Here is a 13,748-nt window from a genome sequence, read left to right on the forward strand (position 1 = left end):
CCGGACGGCTGGTTGACTGGGAATGCGGCGCTCGCGACGAACGAACCTTCCGGCGGCTGTTCGAGCGCTTCGCCCGCTGGAAAGTATGCCTGTTCTGCTCCGACAACTATGTCTTCTACCCGTTGGTGCTGACGGTCGGCCTGGAACGCAATAATGGTCAGCAACGCCATTGGACCGCGGCTCTGCGCCGCCGCTCCACCGTCGTTTCCAAGTCGCTCGCCATGATCGAGCGCCGGGTCGCTCTATTCGCCCACCTGCATGTCAACAAGGATGCTGCTCCCGAGATGTACAGGTTGCCAATCCAATCTGGCGGAGTCCTCCCATTTGCCTAAAATGCAACATTAGTCCGTTAAACCCTCACATCACCGACCACGTCGCCGGCCGTCTGCGGGCCGAAGGCACGACGGACGTGCTGGTGGACATGGGCGAAGTACTGGCACTGAGCCGCCATCCGGGCGGGCGGCCCTGGCGCATGGAAGTGCAGAACGGAGATGAGAGGCGGAAGAACGAAGCGATCGACGGCATCGATATCGCCGTGGCGACAACCTCAAGCCGGGCCACGGTGTTCGACCCCGCCGGACGTTTCGGGCACATCTTCGATCCATTTACCGGCGCCTGCGAGACGCGGCCGGTTTCAGTGACCGTCACCGCTCCGGATGCGACCACCGCCGACACAGCCTCGACGGCTCATGCGGCGATGCCGTGCCGGCTTGCGTCAACCATGGCCATCAGCCTACCCGGCCTTGGGGTAAGGATCACCCTGGCGGACGAACCGTCCCGATCGTGCGGATAGGAGCCTTGGGCAAATACACAAGCTCCACCGGCGATCACCGAACAACGGCAAGCTGGCGGCAAACTCGACGGACCAGCCGCACCTCCTCAAGTACAGTGCCTAACGTCGCACGCTTGGACGTGCCGAGAGATCAGCGATAGTGAACGGATCATCCGTGGAGGCCGATTATGCGCCTACAGTGTCTGCTCTTCGTTGGCATGCTCGCTTCAACTCCCGTTGCCATGCTTGCAGGTCCCGCATTCGCCGTTCCTGCCTATACGTTGACCGACCTCGGCACGCTCGGCGGACATGCTGTCGGCGACATGCCGGATAGCTTCGGTGCCGATATCAACAACAAAGGCCAGGTGACGGGAGCAAGCGTCACGGCGTCCGGCTTCATGCATGCCTTCCGATGGGACCCGGCGACCGGCATGCAGGATCTCGGTACTCCCGGTGAAAACAGCATCGGAAGGGGTATCAACGAAAACGGTCAAGTAACCGGGAGCCGAGGTGACGGCGGTGCCTTCCTTTGGGATCCGGCGACCGGTCTGCAAGACCTTGGTACGCTTGGAGGAAGCCAAGCCTCCGGCCACCGCATCAATGCCAAGGGCCAAGTTACGGGAACGAGCCAGATTGCCCCGGGGTCCTTCCAGACCCATGCGTTCTTGTGGGACGCCGTGGGCGGAATGCAGGATCTCGGCACCCTCGGCGGCACCAACAGCATCGGGCTGGGGATCAACTCCCGCGGTCAGGTAACCGGAATGGACGATAGCGAGGGTGTTCCCCCGCGCACGTTCCTGTGGGATCCCGTAATCGGCATGCGGGATCTCGGCAACCTCGGTGGCTCCAACATTTCCAGCTTCGGCAACGACATCAACGACAGCGGCCAGGTGACGGGAGCAAGCACTATCGACGTCGGTCTCCGGGCGTTCCTATGGGATCCGGCGACCGGCATGCAGGATCTGAACCGGATGATCCCTCCCGGATCGGGTTGGATACTCGGGCAAGGATTGGCGATCAACGACACCGGCCAGATTACCGGATCTGGCAGCTTCGGCGGCGTGGAGCGCGGTTTTCTGCTGACGCCGGTAGCGGTGACGGAGGTGCCGGAACCAGGAACGCTGACTTTGATCGGCATCGGTGTCGTTGGATTCGGTCTGCTGCGCCGCCGTGCTAGTTCCGGCCGCGAGACATGGCTTCTGCTAGGGATCAGCCTCCCGATCTGTCGATTGCCGGGTGATGGCCTACTCGCCGCCGTGATCGTGCGTCAGCGTCGCGGCACTCGTGGAACACGCGGCGCGGCCATGTCGGACAATGCTTTTACGGAGAGCACGGCGCTTGCACCAAGGGCGAACGCGGCTGAGAAATGGATCGCGCTGAGAGCAGCCACGTGGATCATTGCCGGTTCTCCATCTTCCTGGTCAAGGCATCGAGCGCGACGAGACCGACGCCAGTCGTGACGCCGAGCGCCAATCCCATGCCTAGGGAGGTTGCGATCGCGACGCCGGTGACCACACCAAGGCGCGGCAGCGGGAGCGGAAGGGGAATGAGCATGCGCTCTCCTCGTGTTCGAATGTGCATCACAGGAAGCGGGACTTAGATGGGCCAGCCGTGCCGGACAGTGCGCTACTCCTTATTCGCGACGAGCGGTGCTGATCGTTTCAATGAGCGGCCGGGCAAGGGCGATTTTAAACAGGGTCACGCATAAGGCAGTGCCGGCCGGCCGAATCAGGTTCCGACCGCCGGGAAATCGGCTTCGACCGTTGAGCACCGCGATATGGACGCTATCTTTATGGGAAGGTTGAGAAATCTACAACAAAGGTAGAGTTAGGCGGCAAATCGCGTACCGGCACACCTTCCGGTACGGTGCTGATCGCCCATCTCAAAGTCCGCTATAGCCAGAGATTGGATGCCTGTGTCCCTTCACCTTCTAGTCGTCGCCAGTGAAACGCCAGATCAAGCCGAAGCGCGCCGCCGGTCGGTTGGGGCCGCGTCGCACGAGACCTATGCCTCGACGGTACGCTCGCTCACGGATGATGCTTCGATCGATTTCTTGTCCTGCGTCGATGGCTCGCGGACGCCTTCACCTCCGGAGCTCAGTCGGTATGACGGCATCTTCTTCGCCGGCTCTCCGATCCAGATGCATGAGGATACAGAGGAAAGCCGTTCGGCCGCTCGTTTCGCAACGGACGTCTTCGAGTCCGGAACGCCGGCGTTCGGATCGTGCGCGGGTCTCCAGATCGCGGCCGTCGCGGCAGGCGGGACGTGCAAGCCGCGTGAAACGACGATGGAGGCCGGGTTCGCGCGTGGGATCACAGCAACGGAAGCCGGGCGCGACCATCCGCTCCTGCGCGGGCGACCGGTCGTCTGGGATGCTCCGGCCATGCACTCCAGCATCATCGGGACCATGCCGGCAGGCGGCGTCGTTCTGGCAAGAACGAAGAGCACGCCGATCCAAGCCGCAGAGATCCGGTCGCGGAACGGGATCTTCTGGGGCGTGCAGTATCATCCAGAGCTGACGATCGCCGAGATCGCCGCATCCCTGCGCCGCCAGGCGGACGACCTCATCGCGCAGGATATGGCGAGGGATAGCACGGCCATCGAGGATTATGCAGCCTTGCTGGATGAGTTGCACAACGACGCCGCACGCAGGGACATCGCCTGGCGGATCGGGATCGACGACGAGATCACCGATGCGAAAAAGCGCACAAGCGAACTGCGCAGCTTCCTCAGTCTGCTAAACCGCTGACCGGTCCGGCTGGGCGCATCGTCACGTCGACCTGGACCAGACTTGCGAAGTCGTCGAACAGCAGCAAGGCCGCTTTCATGACGCGCCGGCAGACCTCAGCGCACTTTCGACGGGACAGTTCGCGCATGCGCCCTCGTCGCAAAGACGACAGACCGAGTAAGCATGATCCTCGCTCTCGACAATACCGATCAGCAGCTTCTCGGCCAGAATGCCCAGAGTGGCACGCTCGTCGACATCGAGCAAACCAAGCAGTTTGTCGAGGGTGCCCATCCGCGCGGCTCGAATGTTCGCGCAGGTCGTTCGGCCCATCTCGGTCAGGTTGAGCGCAACGGCGCGGCGATCTCGCTCGGAGGTTTCCCGGATCACGACCCCTTCCGCCGCGAGACGGTCGATCAAACGCACCGCACCCGGATGCGAGAGACCAAGTGCCCGCCGCAGCCGGTCGATCGACATGCCCGGCTCGTGAGCGAGCAGCGATATGGCGGCCGCCGCAGGTCCCGGTTCGGGCGCCTTGGCCTGAGCTTCGCGGAGCAGGGTGTCAACGACGGCCAAGGCGAGCGCCCCGACGATATTCGCAGTTCTATCATGGGTCATTCATCAGAATTATATGCTTGACGCATGCATATCAATCCTTTAATCGTTTTATATGCTTCGCGCATACAAATTTATGGACAAACTCATGCCAAACGATTCCGCTCGCTCCGCCTTCGACGCAGCCGAGCTTCTCTCCCGGACGGAACCGCCTAAGCATCTCATGTTTGCAGGTCGAAGCCTGGCGCTCACCGGTGTCATCCTGCCGCTTTTCCTGATCGGCATCCTGAAGTTCACTCAAATCGAGATCGACGCGCTCAAACCCCTCATCGGCGGGACACCCTGGCTCGCCTGGCTTTATCCTGTCTTCGGCGAGGCGGGTGCGTCATACCTTCTCGGCACCGTCGAACTCCTTACCGTAGTGCTTTTTGCCGCCTCGCCCTGGTCGGCACGCGCGGGTGTGGCTGCCGGCGCGCTCGGCTCGCTGACTTTTGCCGTCACCGTTTCCACCATGTTCGCGCTGCCGATCTGGGAAGAGTCCTTGGGTGGCTTCCCATGGCTCAACGCCACCGGCCAGTTCCTGATCAAGGATGTTGCGCTCTTGGGCGTCAGCATCATCGTGCTCGGTGAAGGTCTTGCTCGCCTGAAGCAGAGGCGCCATCCGGTTTGAGAGGATCGCATGATCGGACACTCCCCCCGATGCTGTAATGGTCATCTCGCCTAAATCGAACGCAGTCCAGAGCGGGCCAAGGCAACGCCTTCCGGGCGGTACGTTGCAGAAACCGAGCCCCCCTGGCGCGGCGACGAAGGAAATCTTGCCGGGCGTACCGCCCGTAGGCATTGCCTAATGGCCCGAGCATTTCCGCCGCAACCGCATCGCCGCCGCCCGCACCCAACAATCGGCAGCATGGACCTACTTCACCAAGGGGCAGCCGCTCTCCTTCGGATCGATATAAGCCTGTGCAGCCGGGATGGTCTTGACCAGGTCGAAATAGTCCCAGGCACCCTTGGACTCGCTCGGCGTTTTCACCTTGAACAGATACATGTCATTGAGAACGCGGCCATTCTCACCGATCGAGACACTCTTCATCATCATATCGTCGACCGGCATTCCGCGCATTTTAGCGGCGATCTTGTCCGCATCGTCGGTACCGGCCGCCTGTACCGCCTTCAGATAATGCCGTACGGCAGAGTAGACGCCGGCCTGATTCATCGATGCCTTGCGCCCGGTCCGTTCCTCGAACCTTTTCGACCAGGACCGGGTTTCATCGTTCATGTCCCAGTAGAAGGAGTTCGTCAGCACCAATCCCTGCGCGGCTTCCAGGCCCAGCGCGTGGATGTCGTTGATATTCAGCAACAGGCCCGCAAGGTTCTGGCCGGACTGGGTGATGCCGAACTCGGCAGCCTGCTTGACCGCGTTGATGGTATCGCCCCCGGCATTGGCAAAGGCTATGACCTGGGAGCCCGAGCCCTGCGCCTGCAGCAGATAGGAGGAGAAATCCGGCGTGCTGAGCGGATGGCGCACACCACCCGCGACGGTGCCGCCCAACTGCTTGACGACGCTGGAGGCTTCCGCTTCCAAGGAATGGCCAAAAGCATAGTCGGCCGTCACGAAGTACCAGCTCTTCTTTCCCTGCTCGACGAGGGCGCGGGCCGTGCCGGCGGCCAGGGCATGGTTGTCCCAGGTCCAATGAAAGCCGTAGGGACTGCACTGCTTGCCCGTCAGCTCCGTCGATCCCGGACCCGACATGAGGAAAATCCGCTTGTTGTCCCGTGTGATCCCCTGAACGGCCAGAGCCGCGGCCGAGTTGGGTACGTCCGCGATAACGTCCACCTTGTCGGTGTCGATCCAGCTTCGGGCCAGGTTCGCGGCGATGTCGGCCTTGTTCTGGTGGTCACCGGCAATGATCTCGATCCGCGCCCCGCCCAGTTCATTACCGAACTCTTCGGCCGCCAATCGCGCCGCCACGACGGAGCCCTCGCCGTTGATGTCCGAGTAGATGCCCGACAGATCAGTCAGGACGCCGATCCTGATCATGTTGTCAGAGACTTGGGCCTGCGCCGAAACCGGCGCGATGGCAGCGAATACAAAGCCGGCAGCCAAAGTAGTCTTGCGCATTTTTGTTCCTCCCCGACGGCGGATGATCTTCTGCAAGGTCGCATGCCGTCAACAGCACAGCGGCTGGTGCGATGCAAATTCTTTAGCTGTATCAAAAATCTACAGGCTAATCCTCGGCCTGCAAACGTTGGAAAAGAGCTGCGGAAAAGAGCCTGACGCGGCCGGCACGGAGCCCATCCGCGACCAGCCCCTTAGAACATCCCGTTCGGATTGGCGGAAGCATCCGGCAGGATCTGCAGTACGTCCCAGTGCTCGACGATCTTGCCGCTGCCATCAAGCCGGAAGATGTCGATGGCCGCATAATCGTGGTCGCCCGGCCAGTGCTGGAGACAATGGAGCACCACAAGATCGCCCTCGGCGACCGCCCGCTTCACCTCGACCCGCTTGCCCGGCCACTCACGCGCCATGCGCTCGAAATAGGCGATGAAGCCGTCCTTGCCGGTCGCCACATGCGGGTTGTGCTGGATGTACTCGTCGCCGGCATAGCGCTCGATCGCCTCGCGCGGCCGGCCGTCGTTGAACATGAGCTCATAGAAGGCGATCACGTTCGCCTTGTTCTGCGCGAGTCCGGACATGCTTTCCCCCTTCTTCATGAGGCACTCCTCGGCTTGGCAACCCGTCGATCAGGGCACCTCCCTGATCTTCAAGCCCGTCCAATGGGCGGCGAAGGCCCATAGGTCCGCATAAAGGGAGACAAGCTTGTCGCGCGACATGCCTGCCCCGTGACCGGCGCGCGTCTCCACCCGGACGAGGCGCGGTTTGGGGCCGAGATCCTCGGCTTGCAGCGCGGCTACGTATTTGAATGTATGTCCGGGTACGACGCGGTCGTCGGCATCGGCCGTCGTGGCGAGAATTGCCGGATAATCCCTGCGCGGGCGGATGTTGTGGTAGGGCGAATAGGCAAGGAGACCGGCGAAGTGCTTCTCGTCGTCCGGACTTCCGAAATCCGATATCCACATCGTGCCGCCGGTGAAGCGATGATAGCGCAGCATGTCCATCACGCCCACGCCCGGCAGCGCTGCCGCGAAGAGGTCCGGACGCTGGTTCGTGACCGCGCCTACGAGGAGGCCGCCGTTGGATTCGCCTTGGATCGCAAGACCGTCCGCCGGGGTGATCCCCTCCCTCTTGAGGAACTCGCCGGCGGCGATGAAGTCGTCGAATGCGTTCTGTCGGTTCTCGAACCGGCCGGCGGCGTGCCAGGCCCGCCCATATTCGCCGCCGCCCCTGATGTTCGCGATCGCGACCACGCCGCCCTGCTCGATCCAGGCTATGTGCATCGGATTGTAGATGGGAACCATGCTGATCCCGAAGCCGCCATAGCCGTAGAGAAGCGTCGGCGCGGGACCGGCGGCGTGGCGCTTGCGAACGATGAAGATCGGCACGCTGGTCCCGTCTTTCGATCGGTAGAAGCGCTGCTCTACCGCTATCCGGTCGAGATCGGCGGCGACCTGCGGCTGAGCCCAGACCTCGTAGCTGTCGACCGCCACGTCATAGCGATAGATGGTGATCGGCGTGTCGAAGCTGGAGAAAAGGAAGAAGGCCTCGTTGTCCTTGCCGCTGCCCTCGAAGGCACCGGCGCTGCCGATACCGGGAAGTCGCACCACGCCGTCAGGCGTCCCGTCAGGCTTGATGCGGCGGACCTCCGTCCTGGCGTCCACCAGGTAGGCGGCAAGGATACGACCGCCACATAGGGCGGCGCTGGCGAGCACGGCTTCATCCTCGGGCACGATCTCGACCGGCGACGGCTCGGGGTCGGCGAGGTCGAGCGTCACGATCCTGCGCCGCTCGGCATCCTGGCTGGTCAGGACGAAGAGCACGTCGCCATCGCTGCCGATCACCGACCACTCTTCATCGAGCCCAGCCACCAATCTGCGCGCCACCCATCCGGGGGCCGTCAGGTCGACGATGGCCAGCGCATTCATGCCGGCACCCGGCGTGGAATAGATGACGAGATAGCGGCCGTCGTCGGTGCGCTCGACCAGATGCAGCACCTGCGGGCGCTCCGGATCCGAATAGACGAGCCGGTCCGCGGACTGGGGCGTTCCCAACGCGTGATAGTAGACCGCGTGATTGGCGACGCCGGCCGTGTCGGTCGCGCCACCCTCGGGTTCGGGATAGCGCGAATAGAAGAAACCCGATCCGTCCTTTGCCCAAACGATTTGCATGAAGCGCGCCCACCGGACTTCATCGCCCCAAGTCTCGCCCGTGTCGACATCGAGCACCCTGATCGTCCGCCAGTCCGTTCCTCCCGATTGCACGCCGTATGCGAGCAGCGCACCCTCATCCGACGGCGCCCATTCCGCCAGCGCGTCGCCATTGTCCGAGGACCAGCCATGCGGGTCGATCAAGACGCGGTCCTGCCCATCCTCACCACTGCGGAGGATGAGTTTCGGCTGGTTGTCCTCGCCGGACTGCCTGGTGAAGAAATACCGCCCTCCCCGCTTCACCGGAACGCTGAACTGTTCGTGGTTCAGCATGGCCGTCAGGCGTTCCCGGAATACGCTGCGTCCGGACAAGCTTTCCAGGTGGTCCTGGGTTACGGCATTCTGCTGCGCGATCCATTCGGCCACATGTCGGTCGCTGCGGGCATTGTTTTCCAGCCAGCGAAAAGGGTCGAGGATCGATCGGCCGAAATGTTCCTCGACGACATCGATCCGGCGCGTCCGGGGATGGATGATCTCGGGCATGCTAGCCTCCGCTACCGACAGGAAAGGGGCCGAACCGGCTGGATCGACCGGAAAGGGCCGGGTTGACGAGTTTCAGTACGGCATTGGCTTTATCGGCGCTGCCGAGGGCGGAAAGAACGGTCGGAGGATTCCAGTAGTTGCGATATCGGCTGATCAGCCCATCCCGGAGGCCGATCTATAACAGGCGGTCGAGGGTGATCGGAAACTGCCGTATCCGGTTTCCGGTCGCATGCCAGACCGCGTTCGCAATGGCGCCCGCCGTTCCGGTAATGCCGATTTCGCCAACCCCCTTGATACCCAGCGCGTTCACGTGCGGATCGTGTTCCTCGACCAGGATCGCTTCGAGCGACGGAGCGTCGGCGTTCACGGGAATATGGTATTCGCCGAGGTTCGGGTTCATCGGACGGCCGGATCGCAAGTCCATCACGGCCTTCTCGTGCAGAGCGAACGATATGCCCCAGATCATGCCGCCGTAGTACTGGCTGCGCACCAGCCGGGGATTGATGACCCGTCCGGCCGCGAAGGCACCGACCAGGCGCGTCACGCGGATCTGGCCGAAGTCGGGATCGACCTTGACCTCGACGAAAACGGCCCCGTGCGCATGCTTGGCGTAGGATGATTGTGCGGCAGGATCGGCAGCGCTTTTACCGCGGCCTTCGATCTCCGCCAGCCCGGCGCGGGCCAGGATGTCGGCATAGCTCTCGCTTCTGCTCTCGTCGTCGCGCCGGAACAGCCGGCCACCCCGCGCCACGACGCCGGTGTTCCCGGCGCCGAACAACGGCGAGCGCTGGTCGCCTGTCGCAAGGTCGGCCAGCTTCGCGATCGCATCCGCGCCCGCTTCGTGGATCGCCATGCCGGCCGTTGCGGTATGCGCCGAGCCGCCCGCGATCCCGGCGTCCGGCAGGTCGGATGTCCCGGACCTGAACTCGACCTCGTCAAGATCAAGGCCAAGGCTGTCGGCGGCGATCTGCGCCAAGGCGGTCCCCGCACCCTGCCCCATGTCATGCGCCCCGGCCTCCATGATCCCGGTGCCGTCGCTGCGGATGACGGCCCGCGCGTTGCCCTGGAACATCAGGGCCGGGAAGGTCGCGGTGCCCATGCCCCAGCCGACAAGGCGTCCCTCGTCGTCGTGCATCTGCCGGGGCGCCAGGGGACGCCCTGCCCAGCCGAAGCGCTCGGCGCCCTGAGCGTAGCACTCGCGCAGGGCCTTCGAGGAAAACGGCTTGCCGGAAATCGGCTCGACCTCGGCATAGTTCCTGAGACGGAACGCCAGAGGGTCCATCCCGCAGGCCTCCGCCATTTCGTCGATAGCACTCTCCAGTGCGATCGAGCCCGTCGCCTCGCCGGGTGCGCGCATGAACAGCGGCGTACCCGTATCGAGCCGGACGACCTCATGGGACGTGGCGATGGCCGGGCTCGCATATAGCGTGTGCGAGACGTCGGAGGCCGGCTCGAAGAAATCGTCGAAGGTGCTGGAGGTGGTCTTCGTGTGGTGGGAAAGCGCGGTCAGCACGCCATCGCCGTCGGTACCCACCCGCAGCGTCTGCCGGGTCGGCGCGCGATGGCCCACGGGGCCGAACATCTGCTCCCGCCTGAGCACCAGCTTCACCGGCCTGCCGGTCAAGCGGGCCGCCAGAATACCGAGGACCTGAGGTCCGGACACCCCGCCTTTGGACCCGAAGCCGCCGCCCAGAAAGCGACTGCGGATATGAATGTTTTCCACCGGCAGTCCGAACAGTTCCGCCAGACGCCCCTGGGTCATCGCCAGACCCTGGGTCGGCATGTCGATCGAGAGCCTGTCACCGTCCCAGGCTGCCACGATCGCGTGCGGCTCCATCGCATTGTGATACTGTGCCGGCGTTTCGTAAGTGGCGTCGATCTGCCGGGAGGCTTGGGCGAGACCGGCGTGGACGTCGCCCCGATGCGCTTCGGCCGGATTGCCGACGCCGACGGTCGGTGGGGTGAAGCTCCCGTTCGCGTCGAGGTCGGCGCGGACCGGCTCGGTCTCGTACCGGGGCGCCAGCAGTGCCGCACCTTCCGTCGCAGCCTCGAGCGTATCGGCGATCACCACCGCGATCGGCTGGTTCGCGTAGCGGACCTTGTCGTTTTGCAGAACGTCGAGCCGGAAGGCGAAGGGATTGGTCCTTACGTCCGGATCCTGGGCAAGCGGCGGTCTGTTGACCGGAGTCATCACCTCGATCACGCCCGGATGAGCCTTGGCGGCCGCGACGTCAAGGAAGGCAACCCGGCCGCGCGCGATGCTGCTGACCGCCGGCACGGCGTAAAGCATCTCAGGCGGGTGGTTGTCGGCAGCGTAGCGGGCGCCGCCCGTGACCTTGAGGATCCCATCGCGGCGGGTGAGCGGCTGACCGATGCTGGATCCGTGCCGAACATGAGCCGGAGCCTGGGTGAGGGGAATCTCAGACATGCGGATGAACTCCCGAACCTGATGCGGTACCTGATGCGAAGGGAGAGGCCGGCAGTGCCGCCACGCGCTCGGGCGTTCCGGCTGCGGCCAGGGTGAGTGCGCGCGTCACGACCCGCCGCGCGAGCTCGATCTTGAAGGCGTTGTCGCCGGACGGTCTGGCATCGCCAAGCGCCGCCTCGGCGGCGGCACGGAACACGCCGGCGCCCGGAACGGCACCGGCCAACGCCTCCTCCGCGGCCCGGCATCTCCAGGGCTTCAGGGCGACGCCGCCCAGCGCTATCCGCGCTTCCCCGATCGTTCCACCGTCGAGCTTCAGGGCTGCGGCAGCCGACACGACCGCGAAGGCGTAGGAGGTGCGCTCACGGACCTTGAGGTAGCGCGCATGCGCGGAAAAGCCGGCGGCGTCGCCCGGCAGGCGCAGGGCTACGATCAGCTCGCCCGGCTCGAGCGCGCTCTCGTGCTCCGGCGTGTTTCCAGGCAGGCGATGGAAACTTTCGAGCGGGAGTTCACGACGCCCTGCCCTGCCCTCGATCTCCACCACGGCGTCGAGAGCGACGAGCGGGACGCAGAAGTCCGAAGGGTGCGTCGCGATGCAGTCCTCGCTCCATCCCAGCACGGCATGAAGCCGGTTCTCGCCGCCACGGGCATCGCAGCCGGAGCCCGGATGGCGTTTGTTGCAGGCGCTCGCGACGTCGTAGAAATACGCACATCGCGTCCGCTGGAGGAGATTGCCGCCGGCCGTAGCAGCGTTGCGAAGCTGGGGCGACGCACCCGACAGCAGCGCTTCCGCAACCGCCGGGAACCGTCGTGCAAAGTCCAGGTCATGCGCCAGATCGGCATTGCGGACGAGGGAGCCGATCCGCACGCCGCCGTCGGGCAGGTGCTCGATCCGGTCGAGCCCAGGGAGGTGGTTGACGTCGACCAGACGGGTCGGCCGGGTAATGCCCCCCTTCATCAGGTCCAGAAGATTGGTGCCGGCCGCCAGATACGCGGCTCCCGGTTCCGAGGCCGCCGCGACGGCGTCCGTGATCGTAGCGGGCTTGACGAAGTCGAAGATGTTCATACAACTTGCTTCCGCTCGAGTTCGGCCAAGTTCTGCTCAGCCAAGTTTTGTCCGGCCAGAATTCTCTGCGCTGCGATGACGCCCTCCGTGATCCCGGCGTAGGCGCCGCATCGGCAGAGATTGCCGCTCATGCCTTCGCGCACGCGCTCCGGGTCGTCGCCGGTCTGGCCTTCCTGGATCAGGCCGACCGCGCTCATGATCTGGCCCGGCGTACAGAAACCGCACTGGAAGCCGTCATGGGCGATGAAGGCGGCCTGAACGGGGTGCAGTTCGTCGCCCTGCGCGAGGCCCTCGATCGTGAGGACGTCGGCGCCGTCATGGCTGACCGCAAGAGCGAGGCAGGAATTGATCCTTCGCCCATCGACGAGGACCGTGCAGGCACCGCATTGTCCGCGGTCGCAACCCTTCTTGGTTCCGGTCAGGTCCAGGCGCTCGCGGAGGAGATCGAGCAGCGTAACCCTTGGGTCGTCCAGCACCACGTCTCGCACCGTACCATTCACGGTAAGGGAAACTGATAGGCTCATGCGGTCCTCCGATGAGAGTTTCTGTAGGCTGTGGTACCGTCAAGATGCTGTATGTATGGGTAAATGAGTTCGCAGCCAGCCCGGCGCTGGACGACGATGCCGCGGAGCCTTCCGCGGGTTGGACATCTTCAGGGATGCGCTTTACTAACGAGTGCGCCCTGCATCGGTACTCACTGCAAAAATGATATGGAGGGTTCCTCCGTTTTGCAAGGGGAGAAGGCGAAGAAGGTTAAGAAGGCGGGCAGAATGGAAGATTGTTCCGGCAGGACGGCGAAGAGGCCGCGCGCAGATGCGGTTCGGAACCGCGAGCGCGTCCTGGAGGCTGCCAAAGCCGTCTTCAACGCCGGCGGTCCCGATGCGAGCCTCGAAGCCGTCGCGAGGCGTGCCGGCGTCGGCATCGCCACGCTGTACCGGCATTTCCCGACCCGCGAAGCCTTGTTCGAGGCCGTCTATCGCCGCGAGGTCGAACATCTCGCCAATCTGGCCGAGCAGTTGAAGGTGGAGGCGGCTCCTGCTGAAGCGCTTCGCATCTGGCTGCGCTCCAACGTGGAGTTCGTCGCCACCAAGAAGGGCATGTCGGTAGCGCTCGCGATCGTTGCGCACAGCTCCTCCGACCTCTCCGCCTATACGTTCGACCGGCTGACGAAGGCGGTTCGAGAACTGCTGGACCGGGCCGTGGCGGCCGGAGAGGTTCGGGCCGATATCAGTCCGGAAGACCTTCTGCGTGCCCTGGTCGGCATGTGCTACATGAACGACCAGCCGGGCTGGCAGGCCAGCGTACTCCGGCTGGTCGATGTCTTCGTCGACGGGCTGTGCAGGGTGCCCGACGGAAAGGCGCCCTGATCGGCGTCAAGGGGAGGCAAGGCCCACGGATT

Annotated in this window: 12 protein-coding genes and 1 pseudogene; 6 read left to right on the plus strand and 7 right to left on the minus strand. The window is 64.0% G+C overall.

All coding sequences use genetic code 11. The annotated features are described in order from the left end of the window. The 4 genes and pseudogenes from N826_RS45390 to N826_RS23755 all read left to right on the plus strand — a co-directional run. A pseudogene (locus N826_RS45390) lies at nt 1-332 on the plus strand (IS1 family transposase); the annotation flags it as partial. A 29-nt stretch (nt 333-361) separates the two neighbouring features. Next, nucleotides 362-793: an FAD:protein FMN transferase gene (locus N826_RS45395; protein WP_282183078.1), complete on the plus strand. Its 432-nt coding sequence runs from the start codon at nt 362-364 to the stop codon at nt 791-793. A gap of 260 nt (nt 794-1,053) precedes the next feature. Then, nucleotides 1,054-2,232 (plus strand): HAF repeat-containing PEP-CTERM protein, encoded by a 1,179-nt coding sequence (locus tag N826_RS40440; RefSeq protein ID WP_169789409.1) that lies wholly within the window; start codon nt 1,054-1,056, stop codon nt 2,230-2,232. A gap of 449 nt (nt 2,233-2,681) precedes the next feature. Continuing rightward, entirely contained in the window at nt 2,682-3,521 is an 840-nt protein-coding gene (locus N826_RS23755; RefSeq protein ID WP_044432876.1) for a type 1 glutamine amidotransferase, read from the plus strand. Nucleotides 3,522-3,596: 75 nt separating this feature from the next. Here N826_RS23755 and N826_RS23760 read toward each other — a convergent pair whose 3' ends face one another. Next, nucleotides 3,597-4,073 (minus strand): MarR family winged helix-turn-helix transcriptional regulator, encoded by a 477-nt coding sequence (locus N826_RS23760; RefSeq protein ID WP_169789410.1) that lies wholly within the window; start codon nt 4,071-4,073, stop codon nt 3,597-3,599. 127 nt (nt 4,074-4,200) lie between these two features. On the opposite strand from N826_RS23760, the gene N826_RS23765 reads away from it, so the two are divergent. Next, on the plus strand, nt 4,201-4,722 hold the full coding sequence (locus tag N826_RS23765) for a YkgB family protein (RefSeq protein ID WP_052831949.1): 522 nt from the start codon (nt 4,201-4,203) through the stop codon (nt 4,720-4,722). Between the two features lie 243 nt (nt 4,723-4,965). On the opposite strand, the gene N826_RS23770 is transcribed toward N826_RS23765, so the two are convergent. The 6 genes from N826_RS23770 to N826_RS23800 all read right to left on the minus strand — a co-directional run bounded on the left by N826_RS23770 (nt 4,966) and on the right by N826_RS23800 (nt 12,873). Beyond that, nucleotides 4,966-6,171 (minus strand): ABC transporter substrate-binding protein, encoded by a 1,206-nt coding sequence (locus N826_RS23770; protein WP_044432880.1) that lies wholly within the window; start codon nt 6,169-6,171, stop codon nt 4,966-4,968. Nucleotides 6,172-6,362: 191 nt separating this feature from the next. Continuing rightward, complete coding sequence (locus N826_RS23775; protein WP_044432986.1) at nt 6,363-6,746, minus strand: nuclear transport factor 2 family protein; 384 nt, start codon at nt 6,744-6,746, stop codon at nt 6,363-6,365. A gap of 48 nt (nt 6,747-6,794) precedes the next feature. Beyond that, complete coding sequence (locus N826_RS23780; protein ID WP_044432882.1) at nt 6,795-8,858, minus strand: prolyl oligopeptidase family serine peptidase; 2,064 nt, start codon at nt 8,856-8,858, stop codon at nt 6,795-6,797. A 175-nt stretch (nt 8,859-9,033) separates the two neighbouring features. Further along, complete coding sequence (locus N826_RS23790; RefSeq protein WP_044432885.1) at nt 9,034-11,286, minus strand: xanthine dehydrogenase family protein molybdopterin-binding subunit; 2,253 nt, start codon at nt 11,284-11,286, stop codon at nt 9,034-9,036. Next, on the minus strand, nt 11,279-12,349 hold the full coding sequence (locus N826_RS23795; protein WP_044432886.1) for an FAD binding domain-containing protein: 1,071 nt from the start codon (nt 12,347-12,349) through the stop codon (nt 11,279-11,281). The genes N826_RS23790 and N826_RS23795 overlap by 8 nt, the downstream gene beginning before the upstream one ends. Further along, a complete protein-coding gene (locus N826_RS23800) occupies nt 12,346-12,873 on the minus strand; it encodes a (2Fe-2S)-binding protein (RefSeq protein WP_044432888.1) in 528 nt (175 codons plus the stop codon). Before N826_RS23800 ends, N826_RS23795 begins: the two co-directional genes overlap by 4 nt. A 246-nt stretch (nt 12,874-13,119) precedes the next feature. Here N826_RS23800 and N826_RS23805 point away from each other — a divergent pair, with 246 nt between their 5' ends. Then, nucleotides 13,120-13,716, plus strand: a complete 597-nt coding sequence (locus tag N826_RS23805; protein WP_044432890.1) for a TetR/AcrR family transcriptional regulator — start codon at nt 13,120-13,122, stop codon at nt 13,714-13,716. Nucleotides 13,717-13,748 lie beyond the last annotated feature (32 nt).

The sequence above is a fragment of the Skermanella aerolata KACC 11604 genome (assembly GCF_000936425.1).
In the GTDB taxonomy this organism is placed as follows: domain Bacteria; phylum Pseudomonadota; class Alphaproteobacteria; order Azospirillales; family Azospirillaceae; genus Skermanella; species Skermanella aerolata.

Coding starts and splice junctions, on each gene's coding strand:
- N826_RS23800 (WP_044432888.1), bottom strand. CDS start 12,873: ATGAGCCTATCAGTTTCCCTTACCGTGAATGGTACGGTGCGAGACGTG.
- N826_RS23795 (WP_044432886.1), bottom strand. CDS start 12,349: ATGAACATCTTCGACTTCGTCAAGCCCGCTACGATCACGGACGCCGTC.
- N826_RS23790 (WP_044432885.1), bottom strand. CDS start 11,286: ATGTCTGAGATTCCCCTCACCCAGGCTCCGGCTCATGTTCGGCACGGA.
- N826_RS23755 (WP_044432876.1), top strand. CDS start 2,682: ATGCCTGTGTCCCTTCACCTTCTAGTCGTCGCCAGTGAAACGCCAGAT.
- N826_RS23775 (WP_044432986.1), bottom strand. CDS start 6,746: ATGTCCGGACTCGCGCAGAACAAGGCGAACGTGATCGCCTTCTATGAG.
- N826_RS23805 (WP_044432890.1), top strand. CDS start 13,120: ATGGAAGATTGTTCCGGCAGGACGGCGAAGAGGCCGCGCGCAGATGCG.
- N826_RS23780 (WP_044432882.1), bottom strand. CDS start 8,858: ATGCCCGAGATCATCCATCCCCGGACGCGCCGGATCGATGTCGTCGAG.
- N826_RS23765 (WP_052831949.1), top strand. CDS start 4,201: ATGCCAAACGATTCCGCTCGCTCCGCCTTCGACGCAGCCGAGCTTCTC.
- N826_RS23770 (WP_044432880.1), bottom strand. CDS start 6,171: ATGCGCAAGACTACTTTGGCTGCCGGCTTTGTATTCGCTGCCATCGCG.